This window comes from Telluria beijingensis, assembly GCF_030770395.1.
In the GTDB taxonomy this organism is placed as follows: Bacteria; Pseudomonadota; Gammaproteobacteria; order Burkholderiales; family Burkholderiaceae_D; genus Telluria; species Telluria beijingensis.
Genome location: NZ_CP132480.1, coordinates 273,479 through 291,442 on the forward strand (window position 1 = coordinate 273,479; position 17,964 = coordinate 291,442).

The window sequence follows — 17,964 nt, forward strand, 5'->3', positions numbered from 1 at the left end:
ATGGAGTTCCGGTTCAAGGCAGGCAGGCTTCCCATGCTGGTATCGATGCCGCATGCGGGCGTCGATATTCCCGACGAGGTGGCGGCGACCCTGGCGCCCTGCGCCCAGGCGCGCGCCGACACCGACTGGCATTTGCCGGAACTGTACGGCTTCCTCGACGAGATGGGCATCTCGACCCTGTCGGCGCGCTGGTCGCGCTACCTGATCGACCTGAACCGCCCGCCCGAGAACACCAACCTGTACCCGGGCCTGGACACCACCGGCCTGTGCCCGCTCGATACCTTCGGGCGCGAGCGCCTGTACCGGGACGGCATGGAACCTGACCAGGCGGAGGTGCAGCGGCGCCTGGACCGCTACTGGCGTCCCTATCACGCGCAGTTGCGCGCCGAACTCGATCGCCTGAAGGCCGAACATGGCCGCGTGGTGCTGTGGGAAGCGCATTCGATCGCCTCGATCGTGCCGCGCTTCTTCGAGGGCAAGCTGCCGGACCTGAACTTCGGCACCGCCGAGGGTAAATCCTGCGCGCCGGGGCTGGAGCAGGCGATCCTGGGCGTCGCGCGCGCCCAGGACCGATATTCCATCGCCCTGAACGGCCGCTTCAAGGGCGGCCACATCACGCGCCACTACGGCCAGCCATCAAATGGCGTGCACGCGATCCAGCTCGAGAAATGCCAGTGCCTGTACATGGACGAGACGCCGCCGTTCGCCTACCGGCCCGAGGTCGCCGGCGAGCTGCAACCGCTGCTGCGCGACATGATTGGCGCCGCGGTGGACTGGGTGCGTGCATGACAACAGCCCTGTTCGCGCGCCATGCGCTGCTGCCCGGGGGCTGGCAGCGTGACGTGCTGCTTGAGTGGGATGCGCACGGCGATTTGACCCGGGTCGCACCCGGTGCAGCAGCGTCGTCTGAAGTGAGGCAAGCGCACTACGTCCTGCCCGGCATGGTCAACCTGCATTCGCACGCCTTCCAGCGCGCAATAGGCGGCCTGACCGAGATCGCCGGCGATGGCCCGGACAGCTTCTGGACCTGGCGCGACCTGATGTACCGCTTCGCCGCCCGCATCACGCCCGAGCAGATCGAAGCCATCGCGGCCCAGCTGTTCGCCGAATGCCTGCGCCACGGCTATACCTCGGTCTGCGAATTCCACTACCTGCAGCGCGACGTGGATGGCGGCAGCTATGCGCGGCCGGCCGAGATGGCCGAGCGGGTGGCCGCGGCGGGCGCGGCGACCGGCATGGGGTTGACCCTGCTGCCGGTGCTGTACAGCCATGCTGGCTTCGGGGAGCAGCCCCTGAAGCCAGCGCAGGCGCGCTTCCGTACCAATGTGGACGAGGTGCTGGGCATCGTCGAGGCCTTGGGCCCGCTGCGCAATGGCCAGCTCGAAGTCGGCGCCGCGCCGCATTCGCTGCGCGCGGCCACGATCGACCAGATCCGGGCGCTGGCGAGCGGCCTGCCGCCGGATCGCCCGCTGCACATCCATATCGCCGAGCAGCAGGGCGAGGTGCAGCAGTGCCTGGACCATGTCGGACGGCGTCCGGTCGAGTACCTGATGGACCATGTCGCACTCGATGCGCGCTGGTGCCTGGTCCATGCGACCCACCTGGACGAAGCCGAGACAGCCGCACTGGCGCGCAGCGGCGCCGTGGCCGGCCTGTGCCCGACCACCGAAGCCAACCTGGGCGACGGCCTGTTCCCGCTGGCGCCCTTCATCGAGGCGGGTGGGCGCTTCGGCATCGGCAGCGACAGCCATGTGTCGCAAAGCCCGGTGGAAGAATTGCGCTGGCTCGAATACGGCCAGCGCCTGCTGCACCAGCAGCGCAATGTGGCGCACACCCGCGCACAACGGCACGTCGGCGACTACCTGTGGCGGGCCGCGCTGGAAGGCGGCGCCCATGCTGCGGGCCGGCGCGTGGGCCTGCTCGAGGCCGGCCGGCGCGCCGACCTGCTGGTGCTGGACGACGCTCATCCGAACCTGGATGGCGTGAACGAGGCCGAAGTGCTCGGACGTGTTGTATTCTGTGGCAACGACAACCTGGTGCGCGACGTGCTGTGCGGTGGCCGCTGGGTCGTGGAAGACGGGCGCCACGTGGCGCAGGAGGAGATCGCCCGGCGCTACCGCCAGGCGCTCAGGGATTTGCGCGCAGTGACCTCATAGGTGAAGCAATGACTGTCTTGATTCCGTTTGCAGGTTTGTCCCCGGTGCCATGGAAGAATGGCGGCGGCAGCACGACCGAAATCGCGATCGGCCCGCAAGAGGCGGGCTTCGACGATTTCGACTGGCGCGTCAGCCTGGCAACCATCGCCGAGGACGGCGCGTTCTCGCAGTTCCCGGGCGTGGACCGCACGCTGGCGCTGGTCGACGGCCACGGCATGACCTTGCAGATCGATGGCGAGCCGGCCCTGATCAGCGATGCCGAACCGGTGGTCGCCTTCGACGGCGCGTCCGAGGTGAGCGCGCGGCTCAATCGCGGCCCGACCCTGGACTTCAACGTCATGTCGCGCAGCGAGCGTTGCTGGCACCAGTTCGGCCGGCGTCGCCTGAGCGGCGACTCCACCTTCGTCGCGCGCGCCGAGGTGACGATCCTGTTCCTGGCCGAGGGCGACAGCCTGCAACTGGCCAGCGACGACGAGCGCGTCGGCCTGGTGCGCTACGACGCCGTGATCCTCGACCAGGGCACGGTGTGGTCGCTGGAAGCGGGGCAGGCCACGATCTTCATCGTCGACGTCCATTACTATTCAGAGGACGACGACGAGGCGATGTATGACTGAACTGCTGTTCACCAACGTCCACCTGGCGACGATGGAGGACGGCTACGGCGAGCTGCCGGATGCCGCGCTGGCCGTGAAGGATGGCCGCATCGCCTGGATCGGCAAGCGCGCCGACGCGCCGCCAGCCAGCCAGGTGCACGACTGCGGCGGCGCCTGGATGACGCCCGGCCTGGTCGACTGCCACACCCACGTGGTCCACGCCGGCAACCGCAGCAACGAATGGGAAGCGCGCCTGAACGGCGCCACCTATGAAGACATCGCGCGCCAGGGCGGCGGCATCATGTCCACCGTGCGCGCCACGCGCGAGGCCAGCGTCGAGCAACTGGTCGCGGCCAGCCTGCCGCGCGTGCGCGCCCTGCTGGCCGAGGGCGTGACCACGCTCGAGATCAAGTCGGGCTACGGCCTGGAATTGAAAGCCGAAGAACGCATGCTGCGCGCGGCGCGCCGCATCGGCGAACTGTTGCCGGTGCGGGTGGCCACCACCTTCCTCGGCGCGCACGCGCTGCCGCCCGAATTCGCCGGCCGCCAGGACGACTACGTGCTTGAGGTCTGCGAGCGCATGTTGCCCGCGCTGGCGGGGCAGGGCCTGGTCGATGCGGTGGACGCCTTCTGCGAACGCATCGGTTTCACGGCCGCCCAGACCGAACGCGTGTTCGAGGCGGCGCGCAAGCTCGACCTGCCGCTCAAGCTGCATGCAGAACAATTATCGGATCAGGGCGGGGCGGAACTCGTGGCGCGCTACGAGGGCCTGTCGGCCGACCACCTGGAACACCTGAGCCCGCAGGGCATCGCCGCGATGGCGGATGCCGGGACGGTGGCCGTGCTGCTGCCGGGCGCCTATTACTTCTTGCGCGAGACGGTGATGCCGCCGATCGCCGCGCTGCGCGAAGCGGGCGTGCCGATGGCGGTGGCCACCGACTGCAATCCCGGCACCTCGCCGATGACGTCCTTGCTGCTGGCAATGAATATGGCGTGCACCCTGTGGCGCCTCACGCCGCAGGAAGCCCTGCTTGGCGCGACCGCCTACGGCGCACTGGCCCTGGGCCTGCAGGCCGATATCGGCACGCTCACGGTCGGCAAGCGCGCCGACCTGGCGCTGTGGAATATCGCCCGGCCGGCCGACCTGGCGTATGCGATCGGCTTCAATCCCTGCCGGGCCGTGGTGAATGGCGGCGTCGTGCGCACCCCACATCTTCCCGGTTGATCCGTCCACCCCACGCAACACCCGACACGCACATTGGGTAGGCCCTTGATCGCCCTCAATCCCGGCTTTCCCGCCTGGGTAATGATGAACACACAGAGAAACAAAACCGACACACGGTGACAGGCGGTTACAGCGGTAAGCAAATGTAAGGCTTAATGGATCATTAAGAATGGCCGACTATAGTCATTCATGTGATTCCCATCTCCCCTCCCCATTTGCCAAAATGGGTTTGCCCACGGCGCCAAGGCCCCGTGGGCTTTTCTTTGGGCCTGCGCTTTTCTCAGCGGCGCTCCGCCAGGGCCGCCAGACTGTCGCCGGTCACGCGGCAGATGCGCCAGTCCGGCATGACGTCCGCACCCATTGCTTTATAGAACTGGATCGCCGGCTCGTTCCAGTCCAGCACCGACCATTCGAAACGCCCGCACCCGCGCTCGACCGCCAGTTGCGCCAGGCGTTGCAGCATCTGCGTGCCGTAACCCTTGCCGCGGTGCGACTGCTTCACATACAGGTCTTCCAGGTACAAACCCTTTTTGGTGAGGAAGGTCGAGAAGTTGTGGAAGAACAGGGCGAAGGTGACGACATCGCCGTTTTCTTCGCCGACGATCGCCTCGCACGACGGCTGCGCGCCGAACAGCCCTTCATGCAGCAGCGCTTCGGTGGCGACCACCAGGTGCTCGAGTTTTTCGAACACGGCCAGTTCCACGATCATGGCGTGGATGTGGGCGACGTCCTGCGGCTGGGCGGGACGGATGGACAGGGTGGTAGTCAGACTCATGGCGATTCGATGGCATTGTTGAGGTTAGCGGATTGCACGCTCTTGACGGCAGGCGCGCGCACGGCCCAGGCGACGCTGGCCAGGCACAGCACCATGCCCAGGAATTCGAGCAGGCCGGGACGGTAGTCTTCGAGCTGGATCGACAGCAGCACCGACAGCACCGGCGTGACGACGCCGATGTAGACGGCCTTGTTGGCGCCGATGCGGCCGATCAGCGTGAAATAGGCGAAGAAGGCGATGACGGAGCCGAAGATCGACAGGTAGAACAGGCCTGCCCAATAGGTGCCGCTGTCAGGCAGGATGAAGGCGTCGCCATTGGCGAGCGACCATACCGCCACCATCGAAGCGCCCCACAGCATCGACCAGGCCATCGTCAGCGGCAGGTTGGAAGATTGTTCCTTGACCTTGTTGACGACGATGCTGCCGGCCGAGCTGGCCAGTGTGGCGGCCAGCGCCAGCACGATGCCTGCCAAGAAGTGACCGTCGCCACCCGATTGGAGTTCTTGCCAGGCGTCGCCGATCGAGTGCCAGAACAGCAGCGTCACGCCGACGGTGGCGACCGCGCCGCAGGCCCAGGTGCGACGGCCAATCGGCGTGCCGAAGAAGACGCGGCTCCAGATCGGGGTCCAGAACACCATCAGCGCGAACATCACTGCCACCAGGCCGGAGACGATGTGCTGCTCCGATTCGTAGGTGCAGATGTACGAGATACAGAAGGTCAGCAGACCCTGCAGCGCCATCCAGCGGTGGGTGCGCCAGGGCAGCGACAGGCGGTCGCGCCGCACCAGGCAAATGGCGAACAGCGCCGCCGCGGCGAGGAAGAAGCGGTAGGCCACCGATACGGCGGGCGCGGCGTGTCCCAGCTGCAGGGTAATGGCCCAGAAGGTCGAGCCCCAGATCAGTGAGGCGATGATGAAGAGGACGGGAGAAGACATCGCGGGAGTATAGTTCGCCCGCATAGTTCCTGCCGGCATCTTTTATTAGCCGCCAATACGGTGTGTCGAAATCACAACGTAATGTTGGCGGCCGCCAATCCTACCAGGCCAGGCGAATACGTCGGTAGAAAAAGCTCAGTACAAACAACGGCCCGATCAGCAAGAAGCGCAGGTCCTCGAAAAACGACGGCTTCTTGCCCTCGATATGGTGGCCGATGAACTGTCCGATCCAGGCCAGCACGAAGACACCGATCGAGGTCACCAGTACGGTGCCATCTGGCAGCATGTTCAGCAGCCCCAGCATCACCGCAGCCATTGCCGCCATCCCGAGGGCAAACGGACGCGACAGACGGGCGTAATACACCAGCGCGCCGGCCACGACCGCCAGCGCCACGACCGGATGCATCGCCCACAGGATGCCCAGCAGGCTGAACACGATGGCCGGGATGCACACGAAATGGATCACTTCATTGACGGGATTGCGGTGGCTCTCGGCATAGCGGGCCAGCAGGATATCGATATCGCGCGGCGTAGAGGAAAATTCCATGGCGGCGTCTCCGGTTGTTGTACCGACGATTCTACGCTCCCTTCAGTCTCCCTGTCCCAACTGCCGGGCTCCCGGCGGCAGCGGCGGTACCGGCGCTGCGGTGTCGGCCGGCTGCAGGCGCAGGTTGGGATGGTTGGCGAACAGTTCGGAAATCCATTCGACGAACACCCGCACCTTGGCCGACAGGTGGCGGTTGTGCGGATAGACGACGTGCACCGGCAGCGGATCGCAGCGCCAGTCCGGCAGCAGGCGCACCATCTTGCCGGTGGCCAGGTACTCATTGAGCAGATAGTCGGTCATATTGATGACGCCCAGGCCCGCCAACCCTGCCTGCACGTAGGCGCTCGAATCGTTCAGGGCGATCACGCCGGGCAGGGTCATGTCGATCCGTTCGCCATCGCGGTTGTAATCCCAGTTGAGGATCTTGCCATTCCTGGCCGAAAAATAGTTTACGCAGCGGTGGCGCTCCAGGTCGCGCGGATGCATGGGCATGCCATACCGTTCGACATACGCCGGCGAGGCGGCGGTCACGAAGTTGATCACCCCGACACGGCGCGCAATCAGGCTGGTGTCCACCAGTTCGCCGCCGCGCACGGCGCAATCGACGCCTTCCTCGATCAGGTCGACCGGCCGGTCCGTGGTGCCAAGCTCGAGCGTGATGTCGGGATAGCGCTCGAAGAAGTCGGGCAGGGCGGGGATCAGGATCTCGGACGTCAAGCCGGTCGGCGTATCCACGCGCAGCCGCCCGCTGGGGCTGAAGCGGTGGCGCGACAGCGATTCCTCGGCATCGCGCACGTCCGACAGGATGCGCACGCAGCGCTCATAATAGGCCGCGCCGTCGGAAGTGACGGACACGTGGCGGGTGGTGCGATGCAAGAGCTTGGAGGCCAGCGAGGATTCCAGCGCCTGGATCAAGGTCGACACGGTTGCCTTGGGCAATTGCAGGGTTTCGGCAGCGCGCGTGAAGCTGCCGGCATCGACCACTTGCACGAACACTTCCATGGCCTGGAGTTTGTTCATATCTTCTTCTCCGGAGCAAATTGCAGCGATTGTTCAGCAATCCGAACAATCAATTCGGTATTGCCATCTTTATCTGATTGTAGATGAAGACTATTATGTGTGCATCGCAACAAAGTATTTATCGAGAGAAGACGGAGCAGGACCATGAGCCATCGGAACATTCAGGACGGAATCTTTACCACGGTAGCAGTCGCTGTCAGCGGCGTCGCACTGGCGGCCCTGCTCTGCACCGATGCCTACTCGCGCGCCGCCGGCGCCGAAGCCCGTGGTGTTCACGCGCTGTCCCTCGAGATGCAGATCAGCTGCGCCGGCGATTGTGCCGAGGTCGACCAGCGCATCGTCCAGCTCCGCAAGCAGGGGGACGCCCGATGAGCGCCGTGCTGGATGCCGTCGACCGCACCCTGAAGGTGCGCGAGCTCGAAGTCGGCGGCGCCACCGGCCCGCTGGCCGCGCGGCTGTACGCCGCCGGCCCCGCCACCAAGCGCGACCTGCTGGTAGTGCACTTCCACGGCGGCGGCTTCGATAGCGGCGACCTGGACGAGTGCGACGACTTCCTGCGCACCCTGGCCGAATGCGACCACCTGCCGCTGGTGCTGGCCTCCACGTATACGCTGGCGACCGTGAGCCCCTTCCCGGCTGCGGTCGAGGATGCCCATGCGGTGCTGCAATGGGCCAAGAAGAACAAGGCCAAGCTGGGCTGGAACGGCAAGCTCCTGGTGACGTCCGGCATCGAAGCCGGCGCCAACCTGGCGGCGGTATGCGCGCTGATGTCGCGCGACCGCGGCGGCCCCGCCCTGGCTGGCCAGATCCTGGTCATGCCGATGCTCGACCCGGCCTTGAGTACCGGTTCGATGCGCCAAATGACCTATTGTGCCGATCGCGAAAAAGCGGCTACTGTATGTGCGGCCGCCTACCGCGGCTACCTGCCGCACGCGGCCGACCGCTCGCACCCGTATGCGGCGCCGCTGCACTCGAGCCGCCTCAAGAACCTTGCGCCGGCGCTGATTTTGTCGGCCGAAGACGATCCATTGCGCGACGAGGCTGAACAATACGGCGCTAAATTGATCAATGCCGGCATCTGTACCACGGTGCGCCGCATGGCTGCACCCGACCTGCAGGATCCGAACGGGCGCAACGAATGCGCCTGCAAGGTCCAGGCCATGCTCGAAATCTCCAGCTTCCTCGCGCGGCTGGAGGGGCGCGGGAGCGCCTGACCGCTCAGCACCAAACCGCCTTCCTCAAGCCTGGCGCGTCGCCGGGCAAGTAAAGACATCGCAAGACACTGTGCCAAGCGCACTGGTGGGGGAATCTTTGTAACTGCGTCTTTTGCACTATAAAAAGGTAAGTAACAGTAAGTTGATAATGGAGGTGCCATGAAACACGATCAGCAGCACGACAAGTCGCCAAGGGACCGGCGCCTGGCAGCGCCCGACTGTCCCCAGGGCTGAGCCCGGCGCCGCCGGCATGAACTGACCGGCCGCGCTTCATCCATTCACTGAATTTTTCCGCACGGCGGTGCGGAAGGGGCTTCTTTTCGCCAGCGTTTCGCTCGACACGACATGTCGACGACGCCGGACGGGGTTTTATTGTCTTTTTTAATCGTTGTTAATAAGAAGGGTTAATCATGAATAACCAGCCAAAACAGGGCAAACTGCGTGTGATCGTTGCTGCACTGGCCTTCAGCGGCCTGGTCGGCGCCGGGCTGACCGGCTGCGCCGACGCCAACAGCAATGACGCGGCAGCAGCGCCTGCCGCACCACCGGTCTCGGCCGCCGTGGTGGTCGAGAAAGCCGTCCTCGAGACCCAGGAATTCTCGGGTCGCCTGGAAGCGATCGACGTGGTCGAGATCCGCTCGCGCGTCTCGGGCTACATCACCGCCGTCAATTTCAAGCCGGGCGCCGAGGTCAAACGGGGTGAAGTTCTCTTCGTGATCGACCCGCGTCCCTACCAGGCCGAAGCCGACCGTACCCAGGCCGCCGCTGCCGCCGCCCGCGCCCGCGCCGACCTGGCGCGCCTGGAACTGCAGCGCGCCGAGCGCCTGCTGGCCGATAAAGCCATCGCCCAGCGCGAATTCGACGAACGCGACGCCAGCCAGAAGGAACTCGACGCCAGCGCCCGCGCCGCCGCGGCCGAGCATGAAGCCGCGCGCCTGAACCTGGCCTATACCCGCGTCACCGCGCCGATCGACGGCCGCGTCTCGAAGGCCGAGATCACCCTCGGCAACCTGGTCGACGCCAGCGCCGTGCTCACGTCGGTCGTATCGCTGGACCGCATCTACGCCAGCTTCGACGGCGACGAAGACACCTATCTGCGCGTCAGCCGCCGCACCCATGCCGGCCAGCCGGTCGATGTGAAGGTCGGCCTGGCCGGCGAAGAAGGCTTCCCGCACGGCGGCAAGCTCGAATTCGTCGACAACCAGCTCGACAGCCGCAGCGGCAGCGTGCGCATGCGCGCCACCCTGGCCAACGCCGACCGCCAGCTGGCGCCCGGCCTGTTCGCCCGCGTGCAGATCGCCGGCGGCGCGCCGAGCCAGCAGATCCTGATCCAGGACCGCGCCGTCAACACCGACCAGGACCGCAAGTTCGTCTACGTGGTGGATAAAGAGGGCAAGGCCGAGTACCGCGCCGTCAAGCTCGGACCGCTGGACGATGGCCTGCGCGTGGTGCGCGAAGGCCTGAAGCCGGGCGAGAAGATCGTCGTCAACGGCCTGCAGCGCGTGCGTCCCGGTGCGCCGATCGCCGCGCAGATCGTGCCGATGGTGGCGCCTGCCGCACCCGCAGTTGCGGATGCCAAGGTGGCCCTGGCCGACATCAAGGAGTAATCGACCATGAACTTCTCCAGATTCTTTGTCGACAAGCCGATCTTCGCGGCGGTGCTGTCGGTGATCATCTTCGTCGGCGGCCTGATTTCGATCTTCCAGCTGCCGATCTCGGAATACCCCGAAGTGGTGCCGCCTTCGGTGGTGGTGCGCGCCCAGTATCCGGGCGCGAACCCGAAGGTGATCGCCGAAACCGTGGCCACGCCATTGGAAGAACAGATCAACGGCGTCGAGGACATGCTGTACATGTCCTCGCAAAACACCTCGGACGGCGCGCTGGCGCTGACCGTCACCTTCAAGATCGGCACCAATGTCGAGCAGGCCGAGACCGCGGTGCAGAACCGGGTCCAGCGCGCCTTGCCGCGCCTGCCGGAAGAGGTGCGCCAGATCGGCGTGACCACGGTGAAATCGTCGCCCAACATCACCATGGTGGTGCACCTGAATTCGCCCAACGGCCAGTATGACGACCTGTACCTGCGCAACTACGCGGTGCTGAACGTCAAGGACCAGCTGGCCCGCATCAATGGCATGGGCGAGGTGCAGCTGTTCGGTTCCGGCGAATACGCGATGCGCGTCTGGCTCGATCCGCAAAAGGTCGCCGCGCGCAACCTGACCGCGGGCGACGTGGTCGAGGCAATCCGCGAACAGAACGTGCAGGTCGCGGCCGGCGTGATCGGCCAGGGGCCGGCCAAGGACGCCGACTTCCAGCTGACCGTCAACACGGTGGGCCGCCTGCAGAGCGTCGAACAGTTCGGCGACATCGTCCTCAAGACCAACGCCGACGGCGGCACGACCCTGCTCAAGGACGTGGCGCGCCTGGAACTCGGTTCCAGCTCGTACGCATTGCGCTCGCTGCTGAACAACAAGTCGGCGGTGGCAATTCCGATCTTCGCCGCTCCTGGGGCCAACGACCTGCAACTGTCGAACGACGTGCGCGCCACGATGGATGCGCTGGCGCAGGACTTCCCGCAGGGCGTCGAGTACTCGATCGTGTACGACCCGACCCAGTTCGTCCGCGAATCGATCGATTCGGTGGTCAAGACCCTGCTCGAAGCCGTGGTGCTGGTGGCGCTCGTGGTCATCATCTTCCTGCAGACCTGGCGCGCGTCGATCATCCCGCTGCTGGCGGTGCCGGTCTCGGTGGTCGGTACCTTCGCCGTGATGCTGGCCTTCGGCTTCTCGATCAACACGCTGTCGCTGTTCGGCCTGGTGCTGGCAATCGGCATCGTGGTCGACGACGCGATCGTGGTGGTGGAAAACGTCGAACGCAATATCGCGAATGGCCTGACGCCGCATGATGCGACCATCCAGGCGATGAAGGAAGTGTCCGGCCCGATCATCGCGATCGCGCTGGTGCTGTGCGCCGTGTTCGTGCCGATCGCCTTCGTGTCGGGCCTGACCGGCCAGTTCTACCGCCAGTTCGCACTGACCATCGCGATCTCGACCGTAATCTCGGCCTTCGTCTCGCTGACCCTGGCGCCGGCCCTCTCGGCCACCATCCTGCAGCCGCATCACGCGCCGAAGGATCGCCTGACGCGCATGATCGACGCCGTATTCGGCCGCTTCTTCGCCGTCTTCAACCGCTTCTTCGCCCGCTCGTCCGAGAAGTACGAGCACGGCGTGAAGGGCGTCCTGCGCCGCAAGACCGCCGCCATCGGCGTCTACCTGGCGCTGGCAGTGGCCGCCGTGTTCATGTTCAAGGCGGTGCCGCCGGGCTTCGTGCCGCAGCAGGATAAAGCCTACCTGATCGGCTTCGCCCAGCTGCCGGACGCCGCCTCGCTGGATCGCACCGAAGCCGTGATCCGCCAGATGTCGAGCATCGCCAAGGAGATCCCGGGCGTGGAATCGTCGATCGCCTTCCCTGGCCTGTCGATCAATGGCTTCACCAATGCGCCGAACGCCGGCATCGTGTTCACCAGCCTGAAGCCGTTCAAGGATCGCAAGGGCAAGGACATGAGCGCGGACGCCATCGCCGCCGAGATCAACAAGCGCATGGGCGCCGTCGAAGACGCCTTCGTGCTGGTGCTGTCGCCGCCACCGGTCAATGGCCTGGGCACGACGGGCGGCTTCAAGATGATGATCGAAGACCGCGGCAACGTGGGCTACGACGAGTTGAACAAGGCGGTGCAGAACCTGCAGGGCCGCGCCTGGCAAACGCCGGAGCTTGCGGGTGTGTTCTCCGGCTTCCAGATCAACGTGCCGCAGCTGTTCGCCGACATCGACCGCGTGAAAGCCAAGCAGCTGGGCGTGCCGCTGGCCGCGATCAACCAGACCTTGCAGGTCAACCTCGGTTCGGTGTACGTGAACGACTTCAACCAGTTTGGCCGTACCTACCAGGTGCGCGTGCAGGCCGACGCCGAGTTCCGTTCGCACCGCGAGCAGATCGAGCAGCTGAAGGTGCGCAGCAATAGCGGCGAGATGATTCCGCTGTCGTCGGTCATGCGCGTGAAGGACACCTATGGTCCGGACCGCGTGACCCGCTACAACGGCTATGTCGCGGCCGAGATGAATGGCGGCGCCGCACCTGGCGTGTCGTCGGGCCAGGCGCAAGCCATCATGGAACAGATCGCGAAAGAGACGCTGCCGAAGGGCGTGGCGTATGAATGGACCGAGCTGACCTACCAGGACATCCTGTCGGGTAACACCATGATCTATGTGTTCCCGCTGTGCGTGCTGCTGGTATTCCTGGTGCTGGCCGCCCAGTACGAAAGCTGGACCCTGCCGCTGTCGGTGATCCTGATCGTGCCGATGTCGATCCTGTGCGCACTGGCTGGCGTCAAGCTGTCCGGTGGCGACAACAATGTCTTCACCCAGATCGCGCTGTTCGTGCTGGTGGGATTGGCCTCGAAGAATGCGATCCTGATCGTCGAATTCGCCCGCGAACTCGAAGACCATGGCCGCAGCATCGTCGACGCCGCCCTGGAAGCTTCCCGCCTGCGTCTGCGTCCGATCCTGATGACGTCGATCGCCTTCATCGCCGGCGTGGTGCCGCTGGTGTTCTCGAGCGGCGCCGGCGCCGAGATGCGCCACGCGATCGGTATCGCCGTGTTCTGGGGCATGCTGGGCGTGACCTTCTTCGGCCTGTTCCTGACGCCGCTGTTCTACGTGCTGCTGCGCATGCTGGCCAAGCGTTTCGAAAAACCTGCGAAGGCGCCTGCCGTGGCGCACAGCACGGAAGGAGTACATTGAGATGAACAATCCATTCATTCGACGCGGTGTGGCACCGCTGCTGGCGGCCCTGTTGCTGACTGCCTGCGCTACCCCTGATTTCGTGCAGCCGCAAGTGGCCACCCCAAGCGCCTTCCGCGAGTCGCAGGCGCCGAAAGCGGCCGACGTGGAAGTGGCCGGCATCGACGGCGCGCGCTGGAAGCCGGCGCAGCCGGCCGAGCAGCAGCCGCGCGGCCAGTGGTGGCTGGCCTTCAACGATCCGGCGTTGACCGCGCTGATCGAGGAAGCAGCCGCCAACAACGCGAACCTGTCGGTCGCGGCCAGCCGCGTCAAGCAGGCGCGGGCGATTGCCGGCATTGCCGAAGCCGACCGCATCCCGCAAGTGGGCATCGGCATCGGCGCCCAGCGTGCGCGCCCGTCGGCGCTGGAGTCGAACCTGCCGCAAGGCACCGACACCGAAGCGCGCAACACCTATACCGCGCGCCTGTCGGCCAGTTACGAGGTCGACCTGTTCGGCCGCGTGGCGGCCGGCGTGTCGGCGGCGCGCGGCGACGCGGCAACGTCCGAGGCGAACTACCGCTCGGTGCTGCTGGCGCTGCAGGCCGACGTGGCCCAGACCTATTTCAGGCTGCGCGCGCTGGACGCCGAACTGGTGACGGTGGACCAGACCGTGCGCCTGCGTGAAGAAAGCGTGGGCGTGACCCAGCGCCGCTTCGACCTGGGCGACATCGGCGAATTCGACCTGTCGCGCGCCCGCACCGAGCTGGCCACGGCGCGCGCCGAAGCGATCGGCGTGCAGCGCCAGCGCGCCACGACCGAGCACGCACTGGCGGTCTTGCTGGGTAAACCAGCGGCCGACTACGTGGCCGGCCCGAGTCCGCTGCTCGATTCGAGCCTGATGCCGGCGATCCCGGCCGGCCTGCCATCGACCCTGCTCGAGCGCCGTCCCGACATCGTCGCCGCCCAGCGCGCGATGGAAGCGTCCAATGCCCGCATCGGCGTGGCGCGCGGCGCGATGTTCCCGGCGCTGACCATCAGCGCCGACGGCGGCGGCGTGGGCGGCGTGTTCTCGGAAGTGTTCAAGTGGAGCAGCCGTTCGTGGGTGGTCGGCGCGCTGGCGTCGATGCCCCTGATCGACGGCGGTCGCAATCGCAACAATGTCGTGCGCAGCGAAGCGGCGCTCGAGGAATCGGTCGGTACTTACCGCCAGAGCGTGCTGGTGGCGTTCGCGGAAGTCGAGGACAACCTGTCCGGCCTGCGCATCCTGGCCGGCCAGTCGGCGCAGATCGACGCCGCCGTGGTGTCGGCGCGCCGTTCGGCCGACCTGGCGCAGAAGCTGTATGACGCGGGGCGGTCGAGCTATCTGGAACTGCTCGATGCGCAGCGCAACCTGGCGGCGGTCGAGCGTAGCGCGGTGCAGCTGCGTGGCGACCGTGCCATGACCACCGTGGCGCTGATTCGCTCGCTGGGCGGTGGCTGGGATGCGCCGCAGGCGGGGAGTACGACGCTGGCGCAGCGCTGATCCGCTGATCCGCTGATCCGGTTCTAGCAGGTGTTTTGCCCTTTGCGGCGGTGCGTGAAAGCGTGCCGCCGCTTTTTTTTATGATGCTTGCTGTATGGGCTTTAGGGCACAGCTGGAGCAGCTTACTCTCGCCATGGCTTACGGGATGGCCTGGCAACGTGACGACACTCGAGACGGCTGCGTAGATACGCCCGAACTTCATCAGGCGCATGTCCATCACCATTTCCCAGCATCTCTTCCCTTGCCTCGCGCGCTTGCCTGACGAAGGTCGAATGTTGCTCGACAGCGTGGGCAGCCTGGCGGATCGCGTCCACCATGAATGCATGTGGGCTGATCCCGAGTTCTTGAGCGGCATTGATTACCCGCTGCTTGAGTTCATCGGGGAGCTTGAGCGATGTTGTCGACATGATCTGGTCCATCGGAGGGCGGTGTTACCAAGGTAGCGCCTTCGCGCCCATGGATCAAGGACGAGTGCAGACGAGCGTTACAATGCCGCCATGCAGAAGGCAATTGTCTCCACTCTCACCGGCCTGGCGCCGGTGCTCGACGCCCAAGTGCGTATTCTTGTCCTGGGCAGCTTCCCAGGCGCCGCATCGCTCGCCGCCGGCCAGTATTACGCGCATCCGCGCAATCAATTCTGGCGCCTTATGTCGAACGTCGTGCAAGACGATCTGGCTGCACTGGCTTATGCCGAACGACTGCCGCGCCTGCTGGCTCATGGTGTCGGGCTGTGGGACGTGCTTGGAGAGTGTGAGCGGATCGGCAGTCTGGATTCGGCAATTCGCAAGCCGGCGGCCAATGATTTCGACCGCCTGCGCCAATTATGTCCTTTACTGGAAACAGTCGGCTTCAACGGCCAGGCTTCCGGCAAGTTCGCGCCGCAATTCAGTGCTGCTGGATATCGTACCCTGATACTGCCATCGAGCTCGCCCGCACATATGACGATGTCATTCGAACAGAAGCTCGAAGTCTGGCGCGGCCTGCACTGCGGCGGATGATGGCTTCCTGAGGATTCTTACACTATGAAGATTTTCAAGAGATCATTCACCGCTTCAGCTCTGGCAGCACTGTCCCTGGTGTCGATATGCTCTTCAGCATTGGCGGTCGAGAAGATTGCCAATTTGCCGCAGCCGGACGAAATAAGACGTGTGACGCTTGCGTTTTACGGGCTGCATATCGATACATATGCACCTGTGACGGAGGCACAACTTTTTACGAACGGGTGCATTTATGTCACTGATCCAGGGTCTGATAAAAACCTGGAGCTGCTCGACATTCTGCGCGATGGTGTGACGTTATCGGAGCAGGGACCGCATCGGTTCCGGTTGCGTAATGCAATCGATTTGCACCTGAAGGACAATTCAGTACTTCGCTTGCTGATCAGCGATGCGGGTAACCGAACTCCAGGTGTTTTCGGTACTGCCGATAATGAACTACATAATGCGCAGGCGTTCCTGGTTTCCAACGAGGCGATGTTGAAATCGTTGAGGGTCTGGGCCAGGAACAACCTTCGACCACGACAATCAAACGATCACTGCAACTAATTTCTATTGCATAGCCTGCGGCATGACCCGGAGTAGCTGCACGCGCACCGAGCCCGTTTTCTCGCAACGACGCCTGGTCAACTTTCAGGATCGTAGTAGAACTCGCGCAGCTCTTGCGCGCAGCGGCAGGCCGTGGCGAGCCTTGCCGCCCATTGAACGGCATCGGCGCGTGACGCAAGTTCGAGCACACAAAAGCCGCCATCGAATTGCGCCGTCTGCGGATAGGTCTCGCTCGTGCAACTGCCGTCGGCCGCCACCATCGTCGACCCGACCTCGCTATTGATTCCTCCGCCGAATACGTAGATTCCGGCAGCTTTCGCCTCTCGAATCACCGCGCGCGACGCTTCGCTGACAGCCGCCATCTCTTCGGCAGGAACGTTCATCGCACTCGCAGGGAAGGACACAAGGAATTTTGTCATGGGTTTGCCAGTCAGTTAGCGGATCCGTGTTCCCGTGCCCGTTACCTTGCGCAAATGCGCCAGCTTGGCCGAATACACCTCGCGCATATCCCCGCGCGTGCTGTGATCGACCGCCAGCGCGATATGCTCGCGCGCATCGCCCAAGTGCCCCAGCTTCAGGTGCGCGATCCCCAGCCAGAACCTGAACTCGTCGTTGTACGGCGCGCGCTTCACTTCGCGTTCGAAGTGCGCCACGGCCGCATCGAAATTGCCGGCCTTGAGCGCCACCATGCCCTGGTCGAAATGGAAATAGGGCGGCGTCGGCTCGATCGAGGCGATCCGCTTGGCCAGCGCCTGCGCTTCCTGCGGCCGGCCAAGCGCCGCCAGCAGCGGTTCGAGGTTGCGCAGTACCGCCAGGTTCTCGGGCTCGCGGGTGAGCGCGACCTGGAACACACGCTCGGCCAGCGCCAGTTCGCCGCGGCGCTGGTAGATCACGGCCAGGGTGTTGAGCGCATTCGCCTTGCCCGGCCGCGCTTCGACCGCGGCCCGCGCCCACCAGTAGGCATCGTCGAGATGGCCCTGCACCAGCGACTCGGCCGCGCGATTATTGAGGTACAGGGCGACGACGTCCTGCTCGTCCAGCTCGCGCGAGCGAAACTTCGCCGCGTCCTCGCGCGGAATGAAGTCTACGACCAGCATGCGGTCGGGGCTATAGCCGCCCAGGTTGTCGGCCAGGCGCTGGCCCAGGCCCACGTTGATGTGGGCGCTGGACAGGTACAGTCCTTCCGTGCGGCTCCAGCTGTTCTCGACGTCCACGCTCTGGAAGTAGACCGGCATGCCGAGTTCCTTCGCGAAGGCGGCCGTCATGATCACCAATGACAGGCAGTTGCCCATGCGCGCGGCGTAGGTCTGGCTCGCGGTGCGCGTGATGCGCGACTCGTATTCCAGTTTCAGGTCGGTCTTGCGGTACAAGGCTTCGACCAGGCCATGGCGGGTGCCCTTGGTGCGCAGCAGATTGGTGAAGGCGGGACTTTTCAGGTAGTCGCGCATCTCGGCGCTGAGCGCGAAGAGTTCTCCGGCGCCCACCGGCTCGGAGGGAGGTGCGAAGCGGTCGTCGGCGAACAACGCCGCCGGCGGATTGGAAGAGGGTGCGGTGCTGGCGCAGCCGCCCAGTATCAGGGACAGCGACAGCAATCCAGTCACGAGGGTCTTCATGTCTCCTCCTTGCGCGCAAGGTATTTACGATGAAGTATCCGCCCGCGT

At 65.0% G+C, this 17,964-nt stretch carries 18 protein-coding genes; 11 read left to right on the top strand and 7 right to left on the bottom strand.

The window, feature by feature from the left end; genetic code table 11:
- The 4 genes from hutG to hutI are packed head-to-tail and all read left to right on the top strand — an operon-like array spanning nucleotide 1 to nucleotide 3,974.
- Nucleotides 1-789: an N-formylglutamate deformylase gene (gene hutG, locus Q9246_RS01195; RefSeq protein WP_306394804.1), complete on the top strand. Its 789-nt coding sequence runs from the start codon at nucleotides 1-3 to the stop codon at nucleotides 787-789.
- On the top strand, nucleotides 786-2,156 hold the full coding sequence (locus Q9246_RS01200; protein WP_306394805.1) for a formimidoylglutamate deiminase: 1,371 nt from the start codon (nucleotides 786-788) through the stop codon (nucleotides 2,154-2,156). The genes hutG and Q9246_RS01200 overlap by 4 nt, the downstream gene beginning before the upstream one ends.
- 8 nt (nucleotides 2,157-2,164) lie before the next feature.
- A complete protein-coding gene (locus Q9246_RS01205) occupies nucleotides 2,165-2,770 on the top strand; it encodes a HutD/Ves family protein (protein ID WP_306394807.1) in 606 nt (201 codons plus the stop codon).
- A complete protein-coding gene (gene hutI / locus Q9246_RS01210) occupies nucleotides 2,763-3,974 on the top strand; it encodes an imidazolonepropionase (protein WP_306394809.1) in 1,212 nt (403 codons plus the stop codon). Before Q9246_RS01205 ends, hutI begins: the two co-directional genes overlap by 8 nt.
- Before the next feature lie 280 nt (nucleotides 3,975-4,254).
- Here the strand turns inward: hutI and Q9246_RS01215 are convergent, their stop codons facing one another.
- The 4 genes from Q9246_RS01215 to Q9246_RS01230 form a co-directional block, all read right to left on the bottom strand.
- Nucleotides 4,255-4,749, bottom strand: coding sequence for a GNAT family N-acetyltransferase (locus tag Q9246_RS01215; RefSeq protein WP_306394810.1), 495 nt, complete (start codon nucleotides 4,747-4,749; stop codon nucleotides 4,255-4,257).
- Nucleotides 4,746-5,684 (bottom strand): DMT family transporter, encoded by a 939-nt coding sequence (locus Q9246_RS01220; RefSeq protein ID WP_306394813.1) that lies wholly within the window; start codon nucleotides 5,682-5,684, stop codon nucleotides 4,746-4,748. Before Q9246_RS01220 ends, Q9246_RS01215 begins: the two co-directional genes overlap by 4 nt.
- A gap of 100 nt (nucleotides 5,685-5,784) precedes the next feature.
- Complete coding sequence (locus tag Q9246_RS01225) at nucleotides 5,785-6,231, bottom strand: Mpo1 family 2-hydroxy fatty acid dioxygenase (protein WP_306394814.1); 447 nt, start codon at nucleotides 6,229-6,231, stop codon at nucleotides 5,785-5,787.
- 42 nt (nucleotides 6,232-6,273) lie between these two features.
- Entirely contained in the window at nucleotides 6,274-7,251 is a 978-nt protein-coding gene (locus tag Q9246_RS01230; RefSeq protein WP_306394817.1) for a LysR family transcriptional regulator, read from the bottom strand.
- 144 nt (nucleotides 7,252-7,395) lie between these two features.
- On the opposite strand from Q9246_RS01230, the gene Q9246_RS01235 reads away from it, so the two are divergent.
- The 5 genes from Q9246_RS01235 (at nucleotide 7,396) to Q9246_RS01255 (ending at nucleotide 14,759) form a co-directional block, all read left to right on the top strand.
- A complete protein-coding gene (locus tag Q9246_RS01235; RefSeq protein WP_306394819.1) occupies nucleotides 7,396-7,623 on the top strand; it encodes a hypothetical protein in 228 nt (75 codons plus the stop codon).
- Nucleotides 7,620-8,465, top strand: a complete 846-nt coding sequence (locus tag Q9246_RS01240) for an alpha/beta hydrolase (protein WP_306394820.1) — start codon at nucleotides 7,620-7,622, stop codon at nucleotides 8,463-8,465. Before Q9246_RS01235 ends, Q9246_RS01240 begins: the two co-directional genes overlap by 4 nt.
- A gap of 410 nt (nucleotides 8,466-8,875) precedes the next feature.
- On the top strand, nucleotides 8,876-10,072 hold the full coding sequence (locus tag Q9246_RS01245) for an efflux RND transporter periplasmic adaptor subunit (protein ID WP_306394821.1): 1,197 nt from the start codon (nucleotides 8,876-8,878) through the stop codon (nucleotides 10,070-10,072).
- Between the two features lie 6 nt (nucleotides 10,073-10,078).
- The gene (locus Q9246_RS01250) at nucleotides 10,079-13,258 is read left to right on the top strand and encodes an efflux RND transporter permease subunit (RefSeq protein ID WP_306394822.1); all 3,180 of its coding nucleotides are present in this window, start codon (nucleotides 10,079-10,081) and stop codon (nucleotides 13,256-13,258) included.
- Nucleotide 13,259: 1 nt separating this feature from the next.
- On the top strand, nucleotides 13,260-14,759 hold the full coding sequence (locus Q9246_RS01255) for an efflux transporter outer membrane subunit (RefSeq protein WP_306394825.1): 1,500 nt from the start codon (nucleotides 13,260-13,262) through the stop codon (nucleotides 14,757-14,759).
- 122 nt (nucleotides 14,760-14,881) lie between these two features.
- On the opposite strand, the gene Q9246_RS01260 is transcribed toward Q9246_RS01255, so the two are convergent.
- Nucleotides 14,882-15,166, bottom strand: coding sequence for a CopG family ribbon-helix-helix protein (locus tag Q9246_RS01260; protein ID WP_306394826.1), 285 nt, complete (start codon nucleotides 15,164-15,166; stop codon nucleotides 14,882-14,884).
- 90 nt (nucleotides 15,167-15,256) lie between these two features.
- On the opposite strand from Q9246_RS01260, the gene Q9246_RS01265 reads away from it, so the two are divergent.
- On the top strand, nucleotides 15,257-15,757 hold the full coding sequence (locus tag Q9246_RS01265; protein WP_306394827.1) for a DNA-deoxyinosine glycosylase: 501 nt from the start codon (nucleotides 15,257-15,259) through the stop codon (nucleotides 15,755-15,757).
- A 24-nt stretch (nucleotides 15,758-15,781) separates the two neighbouring features.
- Nucleotides 15,782-16,303 (top strand): hypothetical protein, encoded by a 522-nt coding sequence (locus Q9246_RS01270; protein WP_306394828.1) that lies wholly within the window; start codon nucleotides 15,782-15,784, stop codon nucleotides 16,301-16,303.
- 77 nt (nucleotides 16,304-16,380) lie between these two features.
- On the opposite strand, the gene Q9246_RS01275 is transcribed toward Q9246_RS01270, so the two are convergent.
- Together Q9246_RS01275 and Q9246_RS01280 are read right to left on the bottom strand one after the other, a co-directional pair.
- Entirely contained in the window at nucleotides 16,381-16,722 is a 342-nt protein-coding gene (locus tag Q9246_RS01275; RefSeq protein WP_306394829.1) for a YciI family protein, read from the bottom strand.
- Nucleotides 16,723-16,737: 15 nt separating this feature from the next.
- Nucleotides 16,738-17,916, bottom strand: a complete 1,179-nt coding sequence (locus tag Q9246_RS01280; RefSeq protein WP_306394831.1) for a tetratricopeptide repeat protein — start codon at nucleotides 17,914-17,916, stop codon at nucleotides 16,738-16,740.
- Nucleotides 17,917-17,964 lie beyond the last annotated feature (48 nt).